This window comes from Holdemania filiformis (assembly GCF_003459085.1).
Taxonomy (GTDB): Bacteria; Bacillota_I; Bacilli_A; order Erysipelotrichales; family Erysipelotrichaceae; genus Holdemania; species Holdemania filiformis.
On the sequence record NZ_QRUP01000008.1, the window covers coordinates 72,880 to 91,628 of the forward strand.

17 protein-coding genes and 2 CRISPR repeat arrays (1 of these 19 running past the window's edge) are annotated in these 18,749 nt (G+C 41.6%); of the genes, 16 read left to right on the forward strand and 1 reads right to left on the reverse strand.

Features of this window, described 5'->3' with window-relative positions; genetic code table 11:
• A CRISPR array of direct repeats spans positions 1-6; the repeat unit is 33 nt; it begins 1,438 nt to the left of the window's first position.
• 194 nt (positions 7-200) lie between these two features.
• From cas3 to DWY25_RS08100, 16 genes are all read left to right on the forward strand, one after another.
• The gene (gene cas3, locus DWY25_RS08015; protein WP_117894801.1) at positions 201-2,729 is read left to right on the forward strand and encodes a CRISPR-associated helicase Cas3'; all 2,529 of its coding nucleotides are present in this window, start codon (positions 201-203) and stop codon (positions 2,727-2,729) included.
• Positions 2,730-2,742: 13 nt separating this feature from the next.
• Positions 2,743-3,441: a type I-C CRISPR-associated protein Cas5c gene (gene cas5c / locus DWY25_RS08020; protein WP_117894802.1), complete on the forward strand. Its 699-nt coding sequence runs from the start codon at positions 2,743-2,745 to the stop codon at positions 3,439-3,441.
• A gap of 1 nt (position 3,442) precedes the next feature.
• A complete protein-coding gene (gene cas8c, locus DWY25_RS08025) occupies positions 3,443-5,320 on the forward strand; it encodes a type I-C CRISPR-associated protein Cas8c/Csd1 (RefSeq protein ID WP_117894803.1) in 1,878 nt (625 codons plus the stop codon).
• Between the two features lie 4 nt (positions 5,321-5,324).
• The gene (gene cas7c / locus DWY25_RS08030) at positions 5,325-6,182 is read left to right on the forward strand and encodes a type I-C CRISPR-associated protein Cas7/Csd2 (protein ID WP_117894804.1); all 858 of its coding nucleotides are present in this window, start codon (positions 5,325-5,327) and stop codon (positions 6,180-6,182) included.
• Positions 6,172-6,834: a CRISPR-associated protein Cas4 gene (cas4, locus tag DWY25_RS08035; RefSeq protein ID WP_117894805.1), complete on the forward strand. Its 663-nt coding sequence runs from the start codon at positions 6,172-6,174 to the stop codon at positions 6,832-6,834. The genes cas7c and cas4 overlap by 11 nt, the downstream gene beginning before the upstream one ends.
• Entirely contained in the window at positions 6,831-7,862 is a 1,032-nt protein-coding gene (gene cas1c, locus DWY25_RS08040; protein ID WP_117894806.1) for a type I-C CRISPR-associated endonuclease Cas1c, read from the forward strand. The genes cas4 and cas1c overlap by 4 nt, the downstream gene beginning before the upstream one ends.
• A 9-nt stretch (positions 7,863-7,871) precedes the next feature.
• Complete coding sequence (cas2, locus tag DWY25_RS08045) at positions 7,872-8,162, forward strand: CRISPR-associated endonuclease Cas2 (RefSeq protein ID WP_117894807.1); 291 nt, start codon at positions 7,872-7,874, stop codon at positions 8,160-8,162.
• A gap of 285 nt (positions 8,163-8,447) precedes the next feature.
• Positions 8,448-8,867, forward strand: coding sequence for an RNA polymerase sigma factor (locus tag DWY25_RS08050; RefSeq protein ID WP_002322726.1), 420 nt, complete (start codon positions 8,448-8,450; stop codon positions 8,865-8,867).
• A 3-nt stretch (positions 8,868-8,870) separates the two neighbouring features.
• The gene (locus DWY25_RS08055) at positions 8,871-9,125 is read left to right on the forward strand and encodes a helix-turn-helix domain-containing protein (RefSeq protein ID WP_009319880.1); all 255 of its coding nucleotides are present in this window, start codon (positions 8,871-8,873) and stop codon (positions 9,123-9,125) included.
• A 370-nt stretch (positions 9,126-9,495) separates the two neighbouring features.
• Positions 9,496-9,699, forward strand: a complete 204-nt coding sequence (locus tag DWY25_RS08070; protein WP_002347229.1) for an excisionase — start codon at positions 9,496-9,498, stop codon at positions 9,697-9,699.
• A 78-nt stretch (positions 9,700-9,777) separates the two neighbouring features.
• Entirely contained in the window at positions 9,778-10,968 is a 1,191-nt protein-coding gene (locus tag DWY25_RS08075) for a tyrosine-type recombinase/integrase (RefSeq protein WP_009319881.1), read from the forward strand.
• Between the two features lie 216 nt (positions 10,969-11,184).
• A CRISPR array of direct repeats spans positions 11,185-12,542; the repeat unit is 35 nt; unit sequence GTCGCATCGTTTGCGTACGATGCGTGGATTGAAAT.
• Between the two features lie 308 nt (positions 12,543-12,850).
• Entirely contained in the window at positions 12,851-13,474 is a 624-nt protein-coding gene (locus tag DWY25_RS08080) for a GntR family transcriptional regulator (RefSeq protein ID WP_117894808.1), read from the forward strand.
• Between the two features lie 159 nt (positions 13,475-13,633).
• On the forward strand, positions 13,634-14,761 hold the full coding sequence (locus DWY25_RS08085) for an ABC transporter ATP-binding protein (protein WP_072684727.1): 1,128 nt from the start codon (positions 13,634-13,636) through the stop codon (positions 14,759-14,761).
• A complete protein-coding gene (locus DWY25_RS08090) occupies positions 14,758-15,396 on the forward strand; it encodes an ABC transporter permease (RefSeq protein WP_117894809.1) in 639 nt (212 codons plus the stop codon). Before DWY25_RS08085 ends, DWY25_RS08090 begins: the two co-directional genes overlap by 4 nt.
• Positions 15,393-15,986 (forward strand): ABC transporter permease, encoded by a 594-nt coding sequence (locus DWY25_RS08095; RefSeq protein ID WP_117894810.1) that lies wholly within the window; start codon positions 15,393-15,395, stop codon positions 15,984-15,986. Before DWY25_RS08090 ends, DWY25_RS08095 begins: the two co-directional genes overlap by 4 nt.
• 17 nt (positions 15,987-16,003) lie before the next feature.
• Positions 16,004-16,909 (forward strand): glycine betaine ABC transporter substrate-binding protein, encoded by a 906-nt coding sequence (locus DWY25_RS08100; protein ID WP_244925951.1) that lies wholly within the window; start codon positions 16,004-16,006, stop codon positions 16,907-16,909.
• Between the two features lie 222 nt (positions 16,910-17,131).
• On the opposite strand, the gene DWY25_RS08105 is transcribed toward DWY25_RS08100, so the two are convergent.
• Entirely contained in the window at positions 17,132-18,706 is a 1,575-nt protein-coding gene (locus DWY25_RS08105) for an ATP-binding cassette domain-containing protein (RefSeq protein ID WP_117894812.1), read from the reverse strand.
• Positions 18,707-18,749 lie beyond the last annotated feature (43 nt).

Consider the following 18,749-nt stretch of genomic DNA (forward strand, 5'->3'; position numbering starts at 1 on the left):
TGAAATAGGGGCTTTAATCTCTGCTTACTCATTAATAGTTTGAATTTGTACCTCAAGCAATGTATTAATTATTATGATAGTGTGCTGTTTTTTACTTGATTGGAAAAAGTTAGCCAGATGTAAGATTTATTTTGTGGTAGGAATAATTAGGAAATAAGATATAATATAACTATCAGAGGCTGTGTATAGGAGGTGTGTTTATGTTATTAGCACACTGGGATGGAAAAGAACATCGAGCACAATCCCTAAAAGATCATAGTGAAAATGTAGCAAGAATAATGGAAGAAAATTGTTTTTCGCTTGGCCTTACATCAACTGGACGATTAATAGGATTACTCCATGATGCAGGGAAAGCCAATCCTGTGTTTCAGCAATATATGCTTGAAAATCAAACAGAGAAGAAAGGAAAAATCAATCATTCGGCAGCAGGAGCTCAGATCCTAAGAAAACTATTTTTTGGTACGGAATTTTGGACAATGCCGAAAAAGCAGCAACAATTCAGAACACTTCTATTTCAGCTATGTTCCATCGCGATATTAGGACATCATCGTGGATTGATGGATATATATGATCCAAATGGGAACTCTCCTTTTGAGCGGATGCTGAATGCTGAGGAAAACCAATCAGTTCATGATTCGTTTTTCAATGAATTAAATTGTAAAGAAGAGATAAACCAGCTTATTGAAAAAGCACAAAATGAAATAATTCAATTAAATACCCGAATAAATATACTTGTAAAAGGACATTCCTTTGAAATAAATAATGATAAACTCAAAAAGGCGAAGTTAGAAGAAGGGATGTTCACCTATGGACTGATCGAACGTTTTCTTTTCAGTAGTTTAATAGATAGTGATCGACTGGATACAGCTTGTTTTCTAGATAAGAAAAATATTCCGGTAGAAGAAAATAGGATAGAAATCTGGGCAGAACTTCAGGAGAGATTGAATAAAGAATTATTGGGTTTAGAAAAACTCAATCCATCACAAGCTTCTTCGACTTTGAATCAAATTCGCAAGCGAGTGAGCAAATCATGCTTAAACGCAGGAAATTGGCCTTCAGGAATATATCGATTACAATCAATAACTGGATCCGGAAAGACCCTGGCAAGTCTCCGTCTCGCTTTGCAACACGCTTGTAATTTTCCTGAAACAAAACATATTATTTATGTTATTCCTTTTCTGAGTATTTTGCTGCAGAATTCACAAACTATTAAAGAAACTCTCCATTTAGAAGAACATTCGGACTGGATTCTTGAACATTACTCTGACTTTGAGAATGAGTTAATAAATGCATCAACGGATGATAATTTGCAAAAACAGGAAGAACTTCAGGAATATGAATTGCGAACAGAGCGGTGGGATTCTCCAATAATTATTACGTCTTTGGTTCACTTTATGGATACATTTTTTTCCGCAAGAAAAAAAGATGTACGCCGTCTTCATCAGTTAGGCAATTCCGTAATTATTTTTGATGAAATCCAATCTATACCGGACAACTGTATCGGAATGTTTAATAGTGCATTAAATATGCTTGAACACTTAGCCAATGTGAAAGTTGTTTTATGCAGTGCTACGCCGCCGCTTTTGGAAAAAATAAAACATCCATTACAATGGTCGCAATGCAAAGATATCGACACGAATTATTCAAAAGATATGAAAAAAATTCATCGTGTTTTTGTTACGGATAAGACTGATGTACAAAATTGTTTCTCAGTTGAAAAGATTGCTGAACTCGCTTATGAAAAGCAGCAAGAGCGATCTAATGCATTAACGATTATGAACACTGTATCTGGAGCTACTCGCGTATTTGAATGCTTAAAGAAGAAATTTGAGCAAATTCCAGAGATGAATCGACCACTCTTAATTCTCTTGACAACAAATTTATGCCCTGATCACAAAAAAAGACGGATACAACAGATGATTAACGCTTTGAAAGAAAATATTCCAGTCTTATGTGTTAGTACATCCTTGATTGAAGCCGGGGTGGATATCAGTTTTGATGTTGTTTTACGTGCCTGTTCAGGATTGGATTCATTAATCCAGGCTGCTGGAAGATGCAATCGACATGATCATAAAAAGCTAGGCGAACTCATTGTCTTTTATTCGTATGAAATTGATTTTATGCATGAATCAATAACTAAGAATACAACCATTTCACAGCTGACAAGAAAACTGATTTGCTCTCATTGTGTATTAGATAAATTCAAGAAAGCTCCAGAAGATTTTGAAAATAATATATTATCGAATAAGGCTTTGGAAATGTATTATTCTCGATATTATGAAATGATTCAGGATCGAGTTGATTATCCTGTAACAAGCCAGGGTTTTACATTATATGATCTGAATTCTTTCTGTTCTTGTTGGTGTACTGAAATTTCAAAGGCAAAGAAATCAGACGTAAACTGGATGATGCATCAAGCTTTTGAAACGGCAGGAAGGTATTTTAAAGTGATTGAAGATTATTCAATTGGGGTTTTAGTCCCTTATGAAAAAGGGAGAGAACTGATTGAAGAATTGAATAGTGGAAATATTAAATTCCAGCCAGATAATTTGCGAAAATTAAAACGTCAAGCTCAAAATTATAGTGTTAATCTGAATGAATCCTATATTCGGAAACATAAACAGAATTTTAGTTATTTTGAAGCTGCTGATCTTTATTGCTTAAAAGAAGGCTGTTATGACGAAGAAAAAGGTGTGACTGATTTCGAAGCACAGTCATGGATTATTTGAAAGAGGTGAGAAAATGCTTTATGACAATAAGATTTGTTTCCGTGTCTGGGGAAATGAAGCGCTGTTTACAGATCCACTTACCAAGGTGGGAGGAGAAAAATTCAGTTATCCTGTCCCGACTTATCAAGCTCTGAAAGGAATCACTGAAAGTATTTATTGGAAACCTACATTAATTTGGGTTATCGATCGTTGCCGGGTGATGAAAATCATTCAGACGCAGTCAAAAGGGATTCGGCCAATTCGATATTATTCCAATCAGAACGATTTATCGCTGTACACTTACCTTCATGATGTTGAATATCAGGTTGAGGCTCATTTCATTTGGAATGCAAAAAGAGCGGATTTAGCTCAGGATCGCAATGAACATAAGCATTATGATATCGCTAAAAGAATGGTTGCTCGCGGCGGCCGCCGAGATATTTTCTTAGGCACGAGAGAGTGCCAGGGCTATGTTGAACCTTGTACTTTTGGAGATGGAACTTCACCTTATGATGAAGCTGAAGAGGTAGCTTTTGGTGTTATGTTTCATTCGTTTATCTATCCTTCTGAATCACAAGATGAAAACTTAAAATCCTGTTTCTGGATGCCGGTTATGAAGAAAGGTGTGATTGAGTTTATTTCACCGCAGTCATGTACAATGATCCGGGAATTAGGGAAAATGTCGGAAAAGCAGTTTATTCCTGGCGTGAATATGACGATGGAGGACAAGTGACATGGGATGGATACAAAACTTGTGTTCGGTTTATGATCAAAATCTCGAAGAAATAAAGGCAGAAACAAAAGGCCTTTTACCGATCGGGTACATAGAACAAGCAGCTCAGTTAGAAGTATGGATTGATCAAGGCTGTTTTGAATATGCGAGGGTTTTGCCTAAATCTGAATCCATGACACGAATCCCCTGTACTATCGAATCTTCCAGCCGGTCTGGTAAAAATCCGGCGCCTCATCCGTTATTTGATAAACTTAAATATATTGCGAAGGATTTTAATCAATATTCAGAAGAAGGCGGAAGTTATTCTCAGTATCGCTTATTTTTGGAAGCTTGGTGTAAATCCTCTTATGCGTATCCATTAGTGCGGGAATTATTTGAATACTTAGAAGCGGGGACTTTGATTCAGGATTTAGTTGAGGAAAAAATACTAGTCCTTGACGAACAAGGAAAACTAATTGAAAAATGGAAAGGTTTAGAAAACAAACCAGCGATTTTTCAAATGGTTACGGGGACTCAAGCCGATGCCTTTGTCAGATTTGTTGTCGATGGTGTTCAATTGTGGAAAGATCCCAATTTAGTGGAATCCTTTACTCATTTTTATCAGGATCAATTGAGGAATAAAGAAAGAATTGATTTAGACTTAATCACAGGTCAACAGATACCTGTAACTATGAGAATTCCATCAAAAGTTAGAAATTCAGCGGATATGAGTAAATTGATTTCATCCAATGATTCTCAAGGTTTTACATATCGCGGTCGGTTTGTAAATCCGGAAGAATCGATGAGTATGGGATACGAATCTTCTCAGAAGGCAATTAATGCACTAAAATGGTTAATTAATAAACAAGGCCGCACTTTTGGAGAAGCAGTGTTTGTCAGCTGGGGGAGTAATATTACAAGTCTGATCGAGTTTAATGAAAGTGCTGACTTATTTGATCTTGATGAAAATCTGCCGGAGTATCAGTTTGATACCTATGAAGAGTTTTCAAAAGCTCTAAATCAAGCTATGAAAGGATATCTGTCAAAACCTTTAATTGCGAATGAAGAAGTTATGACCCTGGGCTTAGAAGCTGCAACTCCAGGACGACTTTCGATCATTTATTATCAACAAACCAGCAGTTCTCAGCTATTTAGAAATGTTCTGTTTTGGCATAAGACAATAAGTTGGCATAAAACCCTATTTTACAAACATGCAGAAACAGGAAAGACGATTTCACGTCAAACAATCGGTTCGCCGGACATGAATAAAATCATCAAGACATTATATGGTGAGTCAGTCAATCCTAAATTACTTGCATCTTCAGCAAAAAGACTGGTTAAATGTATTCAGGAAGGTCAGCCATTACCGCGGGATTTCATGCAGAAAGCGGTCGTTAAAGCTTTAAATCCCTATGGGAAAAGCGCAGATGAATACAATCAGATTTTAGAAGTCTGCTGCGCTGTGATCCGGAAATATTACATTGATGAAGCCAGAATAAATGGAAAAGAGGAGGAAATGCCTGTGAGAACAGATTTGGAATGCAAAGATATCAGTTATCTTTGTGGCCGCGCTTTGGCAGTAATGAATTTTATTGAAGACAAAGCAAAACCAGAGAATGAAAAGAAACGTGAAACGAATGCTATGCGGTATATGGGTCAATTTTCACGTTATCCGCAATCCACATTGATTAGTTTGCAAAGTAAACTTCAGCCCTATTTATTAAGATTAAAAACAGATTATTACGAATATCTTTTGAGTGATATTCTTTCTCAGATTGATCCAAAACAATTTGAAGACGCACCTTTATCAGGTAAATTTGTATTAGGTTTTCATGCTCAACTTCATGATTTAAAGTACGGCTATAAAAAAGATCAAGCTAAGGCTGAAAAGGAGGATTAAGTGTATGAGTTTAACGAACAAGATTGATTTTGCGGTTGTTTTTTCAGTAAAGAATGCCAATCCGAATGGAGATCCACTAAATGGCAATCGTCCGCGAACGACGTTGGACGGTCGTGGAGAAATCAGTGACGTTTGCTTGAAACGAAAAATCAGAAATCGGTTGATGGATCTTGGTGAAAATGTTTTTGTTCAAAGTGATGATAAGAACTTAGATTCCTATCGAAGCTTGAAGGATCGGGCGGATGCTTGCGCGGCGTTTAAAAATGAAAAAGATAAAGAGAAAGCAGCCGCTGCAGCTTGTAAACAGTGGTTTGATGTGAGAGCTTTTGGCCAGGTTTTCGCTTTTAAAAACGCAGGCGGAGCTAAAGGCGAAGGAGTTTCAATCGGTGTAAGAGGTCCAGTTTCAATTCATCCAGCGATCAGTGTTGATCCAATTTTTGTGAATGAGATGCAGATTACCAAGAGCGTGAATAGTGTTACCGGTGATAAAAAATCTTCAGATACGATGGGAACAAAGAATACGGTAGACTTTGGAATTTATGTGACTTATGGAAGTATTAATTGTCAGCTGGCAGAGAAAACTGGATTTAGTGAGAAGGATGCTGAGCAAATTAAACAATGCCTGATTACGTTGTTTGAAAATGATTGTTCTTCGGCACGTCCTGACGGCAGCATGGAGGTTCTGGAAGTAATCTGGTGGCGACATAATTGTCCATCAGGGCAGTATTCTTCAGCAAAGGTTCATCGTAGTTTAGAAGTACGAAGAAAAGAGAATGTGGAAATTGGCAGTAAAATAGAAGATTATGAAATTATCGTTCATAACCTTGAAGGACTGACTCCGGAAATTATCAGTGAATTATAACGAAGATCAATATTTAAATTTAGCTGGCATCCAGCATTTCAGCTTTTGCCCCCGACAATGGGCTTTGATTCATGTCGAACAGCTTTGGGAGGACAATTCACTTACTATTTTAGGTCAAATTGTTCATGAAAAAGCACATGATGAAACACAGCTTGAAAAAAGAGGGAAAGTAATTATCACTCGGAATTTGCCTGTTTATTCAAAGATATTGGGAATAAATGGGTATTGTGATGTGGTGGAATTCCATCAGGATGAAGATGGAGTTCCACTCATTCACTTTGATGGAAAGTATAAACCTATTCCTGTGGAAGACAAAAAGGGACATAGTAAAACAATTGACGCTGATCGGCTACAGCACTGCGCTCAAGCTATGTGTCTTGAAGAAATGTTGGTTTGCGAGGTTAATATTGGTTATTTATATTATGATGAAACTAGAAGAAGGGAAGAGGTCAGTTTATCTCAGGAATTACGCGATCAGGTAAAAACAGATTACAATATGATGCATCAGTATTTATCCAAAGGATTAACGCCAAAAGTAAGGAAGAGTAAAAAATGCCAATCTTGTTCTTTGAAAGAAATTTGTTTGCCAGGATTGACTGTGGAATCAGCGAAAGCTTATATAACAAGAAAACTGCATGAGGAAGAAGTATGAGAAAAATTGGAAATACGTTATATATAACGCTGCCGGATGTTTATCTTTCTTTAGATGGTGAGAATGTTGTTATTTTGAATCAGCAAAAAGTGATAAAACGAATTCCATTACATAATTTAAGCAGCATTGTCATGTTTAATTATCAGGGGATCAGTCCGGCATTAATGGGAAAATGTATGTCACAGAATATAACGCTCAGTTTTCTTTCACCTGCAGGCTATTTTTTAGGCCGTGTCGTTGGAGAATATCAAGGTAATGTTTTACTTAGAAAAAAGCAAATACTTGTTTCCGAGAATAATCAGCAAAGTCTATTGATCGCGAAGAATATGATTTTAGCCAAAGTTTATAACAGTAAATGGATTCTTGAACGTGCTATTCGGGATTATCCGCTGCGAATTGATATTGAGAAAATGCGAGCCATTTCCAAACAATTGAGTGAAATACTCAATTCGATTGAGAAGGTGCAGAGTCATGACGAACTGCGTGGTTTTGAAGGTACGGCAGCGAAATTGTATTTTAGCAGTTTTGATGATTTGATTTTGCGTCAGAAAGAAGACTTTGTTTTTACTACAAGAACCCGGCGGCCTCCTTTAAATAAGGTGAATGCCCTGCTTTCTTTTGTTTATACATTGTTGTCTCATGACTGTGCCTCGGCGTTGGAAAGTGTGGGGTTAGATTGTTATATTGGTTTCTTTCATGTTGATCGTCCCGGTCGAATGTCGTTGGCTTTGGATTTGATGGAAGAATTCCGCCCTTGCCTGGCAGATCGTTTTGTTTTGTCATTAATTAATCGTAAAGAGATAGATAGCTGTGATTTCTTTGATTATGAGAATGGCGCTGTTTATTTAAATGATGATGGAAGAAAAAAAGTAATCCAAGCCTGGCAGCTTAAGAAAAATGAAGAATTAACACATCCCTATTTGTCAGAAAAAATGAATTGGGGATTAGCTCCTTATCTGCAAGCTCAATTATTATCACGCTACTTAAGGGGGGATTTAGATGCTTATCCGCCATTTATGTGGAAGTAGAGGCAGTTTATGTTGGTTTTAATTACTTATGATGTGAATACGGAGACGAAAGCGGGGCGGACGCGTCTGCGGAAAGTTGCTAAGCAGTGTGTTAATTATGGCCTGCGAGTCCAGAACTCAGTTTTTGAATGTTCTTTGGATAATGCAAAATTAATAGAAGTGCAGCATTTGTTGGAGGGCTTGATTGATAAAAATGTTGATAGTTTGAGATTTTATATTCTCGGCAATAAATATAAAAATAAAGTAATTCACATAGGGGTAAAGCCAAGCTTTGATGTCAATGATCCACTTATCATTTGAATAATAGTTTAGTGCGAACCTGAAGTAAACATGAAATGCCTGGAATGTTCGCACTTAAAATCAGGCTAAGTTTAATGAAATATCACAAGTTAAATTTAATGAGTTAATTAAGTTATTAAATAAAAAGCTCGTACAGACTATATGTTTTGTGCGGGCTTTTTTCATACCCGAAAAAAACTTAAAAATTTTTCAAAAGAGGTCATTAAATCACACCTAGCTGTCCTTATATGGTGCGGAAAGAGGGATAAACACTTTTCAAATCATAAAGGAAAGGGGGTGAGATTGATGAAACCGTCTGACTTCCAGAAAACAGTTCAATGTCGTTTTGAAAGTTGTTTAAAGAAAGTTGTTCGTAGTGTCGTGAAAGATTATTACAAGGAATTAAACCGTCGTAAAAATAAAGAAATATCTTTCAGCGAATTGCCAGATGTCATTGTTGATAAAATGACTGTTTGGGACGACTACGAAACAGATTATACAATCTTTTCAGTATGTGGCATTGATATTCGTGTCCTTGATGATGAATTGGCAGAAGCATTGAAGAAACTTCCAGAAAGAAAACGCAATACTCTGTTGATGTATTACTTTTTGGAAATGACAGAAAGTGAAATTGCCAACTTGCAGAAAATCACGCAAAGCGGTGTATTTAGAAATCGACATCACGCTTTGGAAATTATGAAAAAAATACTCAAGGAGGAACATTAGAAAATGAAACAGTTATTTAAAAAGCCGTCCTATTACTTGATTTCATCAGCTATGGACGGAAACGAAAAAGCGATTGAGAAATTGCTGGCATTTTATGACCCGTACATATCAAAGTGCTGTTTACGTTCACTTTATGACGAATATGGCAATGTTTATATTGTTGTAGACATGGAATTAAAAGGACGTATCAGAGAAGCACTTATCAAAATGATTTTAGGTTTTAATATTGAAGATATGGACTTGGAACCAGAAAAATAAGCAGTTTTTAGCGGAGCATGATTTAATGTCCCCCTCTTTCCTGCTCTGCCCCTGCTTCTACATGAAAGCAACACGCTTTCGCTACAGCTCTTTGACAACTGAATAAAGCAGACAGATACGTTTGTGAGATAGCGAGCCACGGGAACTGTACGCCACGACCTTTTAAAAGAAAGCGAGCGACCCACGCAGTGATCCGAGAGCGACTGTTGGAAAAGTCGTTTTGCCACGACCTATCCTCACAGAATAATGATACGTCCGCATGGTGCGGTTCTGCCCACAAGAATGGGAATAGTTGAGATACTAACGGAGTTTTCCAAAGCCGTCTGCCTGCTTGTAAAAAATGACACACAGTAAAGGGGGTGCATAGATTATGAACAATACTGATGTGCCTATCTGGGAAAAATATACGCTGACGATTGAAGAAGCGTCTAAATACTTCCGCATTGGCGAAAAGAAATTGCGTAAATTAGCCGAAGAAAATCTTGACGCTGGCTGGGTTATCGTGAACGGCAACCGTATTCAGATTAAGCGAAAACAATTTGAAAAAATCATAGATACATTGGACGAAATCTAATGTCATTGAGCCGTAGATATGGTATAATAAGGTATAGCGTATCACGGCTCATTCCATGACGGAAAGGAGCTTTACACTATGTCTAATGTAAAACGAAAAGACAGTAAAAATCGCAATTTGCGTAATGGAGAGAGCCAGCGAAAAGACGGAAGATACGTTTATAAATATACCGATATATACGGAAAGCCACAATTTATTTATTCTTGGAAACTTGTACCGACAGACAAGACACCTGCTGGAAAACGTGATGATATATCGTTGAGGGAAAAAGAAACACAGATAAAAAAAGACCTTAACGACGGTATCGACACAGCAGGCGGTAAAATGACAGTCTGCCAGCTCTACGACAAGAAGAACAGCCAAAGAAAGAACATCAAAAGGGCTACTGAAAAAGGACGACAGTATCTTATGAACGCTCTGAAAAATGACCCGTTGGGTATGAGAGCGATTGATACCGTCAAGCAGTCGGACGCTAAAGAATGGGCTATCAGAATGAGTGAAAAAGGATATGCCTACAAAACGATTGATAACTATAAGCGTTCCTTGAAAGCGTCATTTTACATGGCGATACAAGACGACTGTATCAGAAAGAACCCGTTTGAATTTAAGCTAAGTGATGTTCTGGAAGATGATACGGAGCAGAAAGTTATCCTTACACCAGAGCAGGAAGAACGCCTGCTTGCCTTTATGGAAACGGATAAGATTTACAGCAAGTATTATGATGAGATTGTGCTTCTGCTGGAAACGGGACTTCGTATTTCTGAATTTTGCGGACTGACGACGCATATTGATATGCAGAACAGAATACTCAATATAGACCATCAGTTATTGAAAGATAGCGAAATCGGCTACTATATTGAAACGCCAAAGACCAAAAACGGAAAACGGGAACTTCCATTGACAGAACGGGCTTATCAAGCAATCCAAAGAATACTAAAGAACAGAGGAAAAGCACAACCGCTGATTGTAGGTGGTTACAGCAATTTTCTATTCTTAAACCGTGAGGGCTTGCCTAAAGTTGCAGGAAACTATGAGGGCATGGTGCGAGGACTGATTAAGAAGTATAACAAGTATCACACGGACAAGTTACCGAACATCACACCACATTCATTCCGACATACTTATTGTACGAATATGGCAAACAAAGGAATGAACCCTAACACTCTGCAATATCTCATGGGACACGCTAACATAACCATGACACTTGGCTATTATGCACACGGTACATTTCAATCTGCAAAAGCAGAACTGGAAAGACTGGCTTGTTAATATCGGAGCTTATATTTACTACTCATTTACTACTTTTGGTTGCATTTTCATGCTGGTAAATGCCAGCTTATGCAAGGTATCTTCCAAAAAGAAAATACCGATAAAGCCCTAAAATACGGGATATATCGGCATTTACCAACTTATGAAAAGATAATCAGAAATTTAGTAAGTTTTTGGTATAGAAACTATATTCTATATTTTTGTTTCTTATTTGCAGTCGCATCGTTTGCGTACGATGCGTGGATTGAAATGTCCAGATCCCCGATCCAGATCGGAAAACTGCCGGTCGCATCGTTTGCGTACGATGCGTGGATTGAAATCTGAATATCGACATGCAGATTATCGATGATTTAGTCGCATCGTTTGCGTACGATGCGTGGATTGAAATCGGAACATGGTGGAAGTATAAGTCTGGATCAAAATTAGTCGCATCGTTTGCGTACGATGCGTGGATTGAAATTTTTACTCGCTGAATGATATCCGATATCTTATTGTCGCATCGTTTGCGTACGATGCGTGGATTGAAATGCCATTAGGCTCGACCCCTTACGCGCCGAACTTGTCGCATCGTTTGCGTACGATGCGTGGATTGAAATTGATACGCCGAATTCGGTGCAAATTAATTTTATGTCGCATCGTTTGCGTACGATGCGTGGATTGAAATTTTCAAAAACCGATCCAGCTCATAATCGGGAACAAGTCGCATCGTTTGCGTACGATGCGTGGATTGAAATCGATAAACGTGTCTCCATGGCGCTTTGACGCGAACACCCGTCGCATCGTTTGCGTACGATGCGTGGATTGAAATAATTACGCAGATATTATTCAAGAGTTAAAATGCGTCGCATCGTTTGCGTACGATGCGTGGATTGAAATGGCACATCGGCCCCCACATCCTCACAGGGGAAGGATGTCGCATCGTTTGCGTACGATGCGTGGATTGAAATGGTCTACAATAGGGGCTATTACAGCGATAGGAAATAGTCGCATCGTTTGCGTACGATGCGTGGATTGAAATACCGGGTATCAGAATTCATACAATACCGGAACGAGTCGCATCGTTTGCGTACGATGCGTGGATTGAAATGCTAATCTCTGACGCGACCTGGGCATCGTTATGCGTCGCATCGTTTGCGTACGATGCGTGGATTGAAATATATCGTTGAGAACGATACCGGTTAATACGTCCACGTCGCATCGTTTGCGTACGATGCGTGGATTGAAATGAGAAATCCTACAACGCTGCGGTAGAAGCCGCAGGTCGCATCGTTTGCGTACGATGCGTGGATTGAAATACTTAAGGAAAGTTCTTGGGTTCTTTTCTCTGTGTGTCGCATCGTTTGCGTACGATGCGTGGATTGAAATGCTCTGGCGTTATCCAACGCCTCCTTGTCACTAGTCGCATCGTTTGCGTATGATGCGTGGATTGAAATTCGACCATGCTGCCAATTGGCGTGCACATCGCCACGTCGCATCGTTTGCGTACGATGCGTGGATTGAAATCTGTCAAATTCTCCATGACTGCTTTAAGCTGGGTCTGTCGCATCGTTTGCGTATGATACGTGGATTGAAATTTCAGAATACAGGGTGCTACTGTTAGATCTATTCAAGTCAAATTGTCAGCACTCACTGTAGGGAACATAACTAATTAGGTGATAGCATTTATAAATGTAATGTTGATCAAATCTCGAAGTATACAGGAAGTATGAGACAAATATCTATGAGGTAGAATCTATTAAATATTAGAGATATGATGCGAACCTCCGATTGGTATCTTAAGACTGAATAAACACAGCCATCTCCGATCAATTTAGGAATTCCTTTGAAATAGACTCTGATAATTAGTAAACTGTGGTATACTAAAGAAGAAGGAGTGATCCCGATGCAAGCCAAGAATGCCCCGCGCTATCAACAAATCGCAGCGGATATCGCTGCTAAAATTGCCGGCGGCGAATATAAAATAGGAGATAAAATTTTTGCCCGTTCCTCCCTGGCTTCACAATACCACGTTTCCAGTGAAACAGCGCGCCGCGCTATTTGTGTTCTTTGCGATATGAAAATTGTGGAATCCATTCAAGGCGTAGGCGTGGTGATTCAATCGCCGGAGAACGCCGTAATGTATGTCCGTCAATTTGATGAAGAATATACAATATCCGCGATGAAGGAAGGTTTAATCGAAGCGCTTAACGAACAAAATCAAAGAAATAATGAAATAAAAAACCAATTAGAAAGCCTGCTGGATACAGTAACACGTTTCAAAGCGTTGAATCCTTTCATTCCCTATCAAATTGAATTGACCGAAACCATGAATCACATCGGGAAAAATCTCTCTGAAATTAATTTCTGGCATAACACGTTGGCGACAGTCATCGCGATCCGGCATCAGGAAGAACTGGCTCTTTCTCCAGGGCCTTATGCTCGATTACATGTGGGGGATATCATTTATTTTATTGGCCAGGAAGACTGTATTATCCGGGTCGAACAGTTCTTCAGCGGAAATCGTTAGTTCCCAAATCGTTCAATAACGAACGATTTTTTTCTTTCTTTTCTTGAAATAAAAGTGAAAATTAAATGAAAGAGATTTCAGGAGGAATTGATAAAGTGACAACCTTATGATAAAATAAAGTTGTCACATAAATGGAGAAAGAAATGAGGAGGGATAAAGATGATTGAGATAAAGAATATCGTAAAACAATATAATGGCGTACCCGTAATCAATAACTTGAATCTGACGGTTAACGATGGAGAATTCGTCGTTTTAATCGGACCTTCAGGCTGCGGAAAGACAACAACTCTGAAAATGATCAACCGATTAATCGAAGCAGATTCCGGGGATATTCTGATCAATGGAAAAAGCATACATGAACTGAACGGCGAAAAGCTGCGGCGGAATATCGGATATGTCATTCAACAAATCGGTTTGTTTCCCAACATGACTGTAGAAGAAAATATTTGTGTTGTTCCTAAACTGCTGAAATGGTCAAAAGAGGAGATGAGCCAGCGGACTCACGAATTGCTTGAACTGGTGCACATGCCTTATGAAGAAAATGCAAAAAAATATCCCAATGAGCTCAGCGGTGGTCAGCAGCAGCGAATCGGCGTACTTCGGGCTCTTGCGGCAAAACCGCCGGTAATCCTGATGGATGAACCATTTGGCGCCTTGGATCCGATTACCCGCGATACGCTGCAGGATGAAGTTAAAGCGCTGCAGAAAAGTTTGGGCATCACAATTATCTTTGTTACTCACGATATGGATGAAGCGATTAAAATGGGCGACCGGATCATTTTCATGGATAAAGGCGTGATTCAGCAGGATGCCGCTCCTGAAGAAATGCTGCGGCACCCGGCCAATGAAATTGTCCGGAATTTCATGGGCAAACACAGCGCGGCTTACCGCAGCCAGGGAGAAGATATGACCTGCGAAAGCCTGATGAAAAAACGCGTCTACACGACAACCGAAAACCGCAAGACATTGGAATGTATTGAAATGATGAGCCACCGCGAAGTTGATTCTCTTGTCATTACCGACGAATCCCATCACTTCAAAGGCGTCGTCACGATTGACATGCTGAAAAGCGAAGGCGTCGCCGGCGAATCTGTCGGCAAGGTTATGCGTACGGACTATCCGACAGTTCATCTGCAGGATGAAGCCCGCAAGGCCTTTGACTGGCTGACAAAAACCAATTTGCCGTATGTTCTGGTCGTCGATAATGAAAATGTAGTGAAAGGTATCATCACCAAGACGAGCATGTCAAAAGCGCTGGCGAGTGTAGTTTGGGGTGATCAGGGATGATGGAATGGGCGAACCGATATGGCGCGGATCTCATTCAAGCCATAATCACACATCTCTATTACGTTTTGATTCCGGTGACGCTCGGCTTTGTGATCGCCGTAATTCTCGGCGTCCTGCTGAGCCGGGTTCCTAAGATTTCAGGTTATATTCTGCCAGTTCTGTCCATATTCCAGACGATCCCGGGAATTGTCTTCGTCGGTATTTTGTTCCTTTATGTAGGGATGGTACCGGCGACGGTTTTGATCGCGCTGACAATTTACGCGGTCTTTCCGATTCTGAAGAACACCTATGTCGGTCTGCTGAACGTCGATGAAAAAGTGAAAGAAGCCGCCCGCGGCTGCGGGATGTCGCCGCTGCAGATTTTGATCAAGATTGAATTGCCGCTGGCAATGCCGAATATTTTTGTCGGACTTCGGCTGTCGACGATTTATACTGTCAGCTGGGCGGTGCTGGCTGCGATGATCGGTTTGGGCGGCCTGGGTGATTTTATCTACCGGGGCGTGGGAACCAATAACAACATGCTGATTCTGACAGGCGCCATTCCGGCGGCGATCCTGGCGCTGAGTCTGGGTGCGCTGGTGGACTGGATTCAAAAACGGCTGACGCCGCGAGGGTTAGGAGGGAAGCGCGGATGAGTATAAATGTCATTGTGGATCATCTCAGCGTCGTTGTGGCGGCCATCTGCCTGACCTTGGTGTTTGGCCTGCCGTGCGGGATCCTGGCCTATTTTAACAAGACCTTCAAAATCGTGATCTTTAAAATCACGGATGTGCTGCAGACGATTCCGTCGTTGGCGCTGTTAGGCATCATTATGATTTTCTTAGGCGGCAATAAGCTGACGGTCGTCGTCGGGTTGTTCCTCTATTCCCTGCTTCCGGTCGTTCGCAACACGTATACCGGATTGTCCGGCATCGATCCGGCGGTGAAGGAAGCGGCCAAAGGAATGGGGATGGGCAAGCTGTATCAGCTGATTCATGTAGAACTGCCGATCGCCTTCCCGGTCATCTTTACCGGGATCCGCATCGCGGTGATCAATCAGATCAGCGCGGCGGTTTTCGGAACCTTTGTCGGCGGCGGCGGTCTAGGGACAGTGATCTACCGCGGCATGGCCAATATGAATATGAAACTGATTTTGTTCGGAACCGTTTCCCTGATGATCATGGCAGTCTTCTTCGACACGCTGATGGGCTTCATTGAGAAACGGCTTTATGCAAGAACCCGATAAGAAAGGAAGGGAAGATGATGAAAAAAGGACTAGCCTTATTGTTGACGCTCTGCCTGCTGCTGATCCCGGGCTGCAGTTCCAAAAAAGAAAATGTGATCAAAATTGTCGATGGCCGCGTTACGGAACAGAAGCTGGTGCATCGGATGATCAAGATGCTGGTGGAGGACCGTACGGATCTGACCGTCAGTATCGGCGAAGAGATGACTGCGGTCAACGCTTACAATGAAATGAAAAAACGGGTCTATGACGTGTATATGAGCTATGACGGCACGGTGCTGACGACATTCCTGCACCGGGATCCGTCGGAAGTGCCGGCCGGTTCCACCTTGTTTGATTATACGAATGGACTGTTTCAGGAACAGGATAAACTTGTCATGGTGAATAAGCTGGGGCTGGACAATACCTATGCCGTCGCAGTTCCGAAAGAAATTCAATCCAAGTACAATTTAAAAACCATTACCGATCTGGTTGCCGTCGCTCCGGACTTGGTCTTCAGCGCAGAACATGAATTTTTTGACGATGAAGGCACGATGAAATTTGATCCGTTTACCACTTTTTACGGCCTGACGTTTAAAAACACGCGGCCGGTTGATCTGAGCCTCAAATATTCCACAATGGAAAGCGGCAATGCGGATGTTACCGTCGCGTATGCCACCGATGGCCGAAATAAAAAAGTTCAGCTGCAGATTCTGGAAGATGATCAGCATTTCTTCCCGGAATATAACGGCGTCATCGTTGTGCAGGAAGACTTGTTTGAACGTGTAAAAGCGATTGCGCCGGATCTGGAAGCGACACTGCACTTGCTGGATAATATCTTTACGAACGAATCGATGACTGATTTAAGCTATCAGGTTGACATTGAAGAAAAGAATCTCGACGATGTCGCGCGGCAGTTTCTGGTCGATCAAGGGTTATTAAAATAGCGGGACCTGAGCGTGGCGCGAAGATGGATCGAAAACGACAGATAACTATTCCGGGATCATTAAAAGTTGCATTTACGAATGTATAATCCAATTTAACGGGAAAGAGTCAATTTGCTTCAGATTCAATCAGAAACGATGAATAACCAAGAAAAGCACGGATTTCAAGATGGCCTCCGGGTCACCGCGATTTCCGTGCTTTTTTATGGACTTCATGCGCTTTAATCAGATGAATTGCCGCAGCTGAACAATCAAGGCGTCCCGCTGATCCTGCAATGCTGGATTCTCCGGTTGTTGGCGCAGCGCTTCTTCCAGAGAAATCAGCCGCATCTGCAGGATTGTTTTTTCCAAAGGCGGCTTCGAAGTTCGGGTTGTTGACCAATCCTCCACCGCCAGGGAGATCAGCTTCTGATTTTCAAAGCGCAGCAGCTGTGTGCAGGTTTGACGAATGAGAGCCGGATCATGCGAAATAAGAATCACACATTGTCCTGCCGTCTGAAGCAGCTGAGTCAGTGCCTGAACCGAGGGCAGATCGAGGTAATGTGTCGGTTCGTCCAGAATTAACATGTTGCATGCCGAACAAAACAGGCAGACCAGGGCCAGCCGGACCCGCTCGCCGCTGCTGAGAATGGCCGCTTTTTTGTTCAAAGTATCCTGCGGAAATAACATCCGGCTTAAAACGGTACGGATCACTTCTTCTTTTTGAACGCTGAGCCGCAGCGCGTTCTGCAGGATCGTTTCGTCAGGATTTAATAAATCCAGCTGTTGATCAAGCAGTCCGGGGCGCACGCCGGGCGCAAAGCGCAGTCCTTCCGCGCGGTCAGCGATCAATCGGGCAAGCGTAGATTTTCCGCAGCCGTTGGGACCGATGATGGCGGTCCGGGTGAAATTCAAGATTCGGAACGAAGCCTGATGAAGCAGCGGCCGGCCGGGGTAACCGTAGGAAAACATTTCGGCTTCTACGAGCACCTTCGCCTGCGGGGGCGGATTGATCAGAAGGTCAAGCTTCATCACCGGCAGAACCTTGGGTTTTTCCGCAGGCGGCAGCGAATCAATCCGAGCCTGCAGATGCGCGACAGTTTTTCGCATCGCTTTCTGTTTGCCATCGAAGGATTTCCTCGTCGCAATGAATCGCCGCAGGCGGAATTCCCGGCTGTTCATCCGCTTGGGCTTTCGGTTCAACTTTGCGGCCTGGCGTTCTTTTTGTTCTGCGGCGCGCAGCAGCTGAGCTTTCTTCTTCGTTCTTTTTTCATATTCCCGCTGTTGCCGGCGGCGCTGGTTTTCCTTTTCCAGTAACCAATGGTCGAACGTCATCTCCCAAACGAGAATCTGATGATCGCGAATTTCTACGATCCGCGTGCAGAACTGGCGCAGCAGCTGTTGATCATGACTGACCAGAATGAAGCTGTCCAGCGTTGCTAGCTGAGCTTCGAACGTCTGCCGGCTGGGCAAATCCAGATGGGTAGTCGGCTCATCCAGAAACGCCAGAGCGGCGGGTTGTGTAAAAAAAGCTTGCAGCCGGGCCGCGGTTTGCTGGCCCTGACTCATCCGGGACAGGGAAGGCGTGATTTCCTCAGGCAGCGGCTGCTGATGAAAGAAACGGATCGGTACAGGATTAATGATCACGCCCTGATCGGGTTCGCATTCCCGGGCCAAGAGCTTGAGCAATGTTGTTTTTCCGCAGCCATTTGCGCCGATCAATCCAATTTTATCGCCGGTATGAATCTCAAACTGATCGAGTTGGAATAGAATTTCGCCGCGAAAACGCTGGACGAGATGAGCGACTGAACAAAGCAACATAAGATTTCCTCCTTATTTTCAAAGGAGCGGACATCGTTGAAAA

Excerpts from the sequence above, each read along its gene's own strand:
- DWY25_RS08080 (WP_117894808.1), top strand. The coding sequence starts at position 12,851 with ATGCAAGCCAAGAATGCCCCGCGCTATCAACAAATCGCAGCGGATATC.
- cas7c (WP_117894804.1), top strand. The coding sequence starts at position 5,325 with ATGAGTTTAACGAACAAGATTGATTTTGCGGTTGTTTTTTCAGTAAAG.
- DWY25_RS08085 (WP_072684727.1), top strand. The coding sequence starts at position 13,634 with ATGATTGAGATAAAGAATATCGTAAAACAATATAATGGCGTACCCGTA.
- DWY25_RS08090 (WP_117894809.1), top strand. The coding sequence starts at position 14,758 with ATGATGGAATGGGCGAACCGATATGGCGCGGATCTCATTCAAGCCATA.
- DWY25_RS08050 (WP_002322726.1), top strand. The coding sequence starts at position 8,448 with ATGAAACCGTCTGACTTCCAGAAAACAGTTCAATGTCGTTTTGAAAGT.
- cas1c (WP_117894806.1), top strand. The coding sequence starts at position 6,831 with ATGAGAAAAATTGGAAATACGTTATATATAACGCTGCCGGATGTTTAT.
- DWY25_RS08100 (WP_244925951.1), top strand. The coding sequence starts at position 16,004 with ATGAAAAAAGGACTAGCCTTATTGTTGACGCTCTGCCTGCTGCTGATC.
- cas5c (WP_117894802.1), top strand. The coding sequence starts at position 2,743 with ATGCTTTATGACAATAAGATTTGTTTCCGTGTCTGGGGAAATGAAGCG.
- cas2 (WP_117894807.1), top strand. The coding sequence starts at position 7,872 with ATGTTGGTTTTAATTACTTATGATGTGAATACGGAGACGAAAGCGGGG.
- DWY25_RS08105 (WP_117894812.1), bottom strand. The coding sequence starts at position 18,706 with ATGTTGCTTTGTTCAGTCGCTCATCTCGTCCAGCGTTTTCGCGGCGAA.
- cas8c (WP_117894803.1), top strand. The coding sequence starts at position 3,443 with ATGGGATGGATACAAAACTTGTGTTCGGTTTATGATCAAAATCTCGAA.
- cas3 (WP_117894801.1), top strand. The coding sequence starts at position 201 with ATGTTATTAGCACACTGGGATGGAAAAGAACATCGAGCACAATCCCTA.
- DWY25_RS08055 (WP_009319880.1), top strand. The coding sequence starts at position 8,871 with ATGAAACAGTTATTTAAAAAGCCGTCCTATTACTTGATTTCATCAGCT.
- DWY25_RS08070 (WP_002347229.1), top strand. The coding sequence starts at position 9,496 with ATGAACAATACTGATGTGCCTATCTGGGAAAAATATACGCTGACGATT.
- DWY25_RS08075 (WP_009319881.1), top strand. The coding sequence starts at position 9,778 with ATGTCTAATGTAAAACGAAAAGACAGTAAAAATCGCAATTTGCGTAAT.
- DWY25_RS08095 (WP_117894810.1), top strand. The coding sequence starts at position 15,393 with ATGAGTATAAATGTCATTGTGGATCATCTCAGCGTCGTTGTGGCGGCC.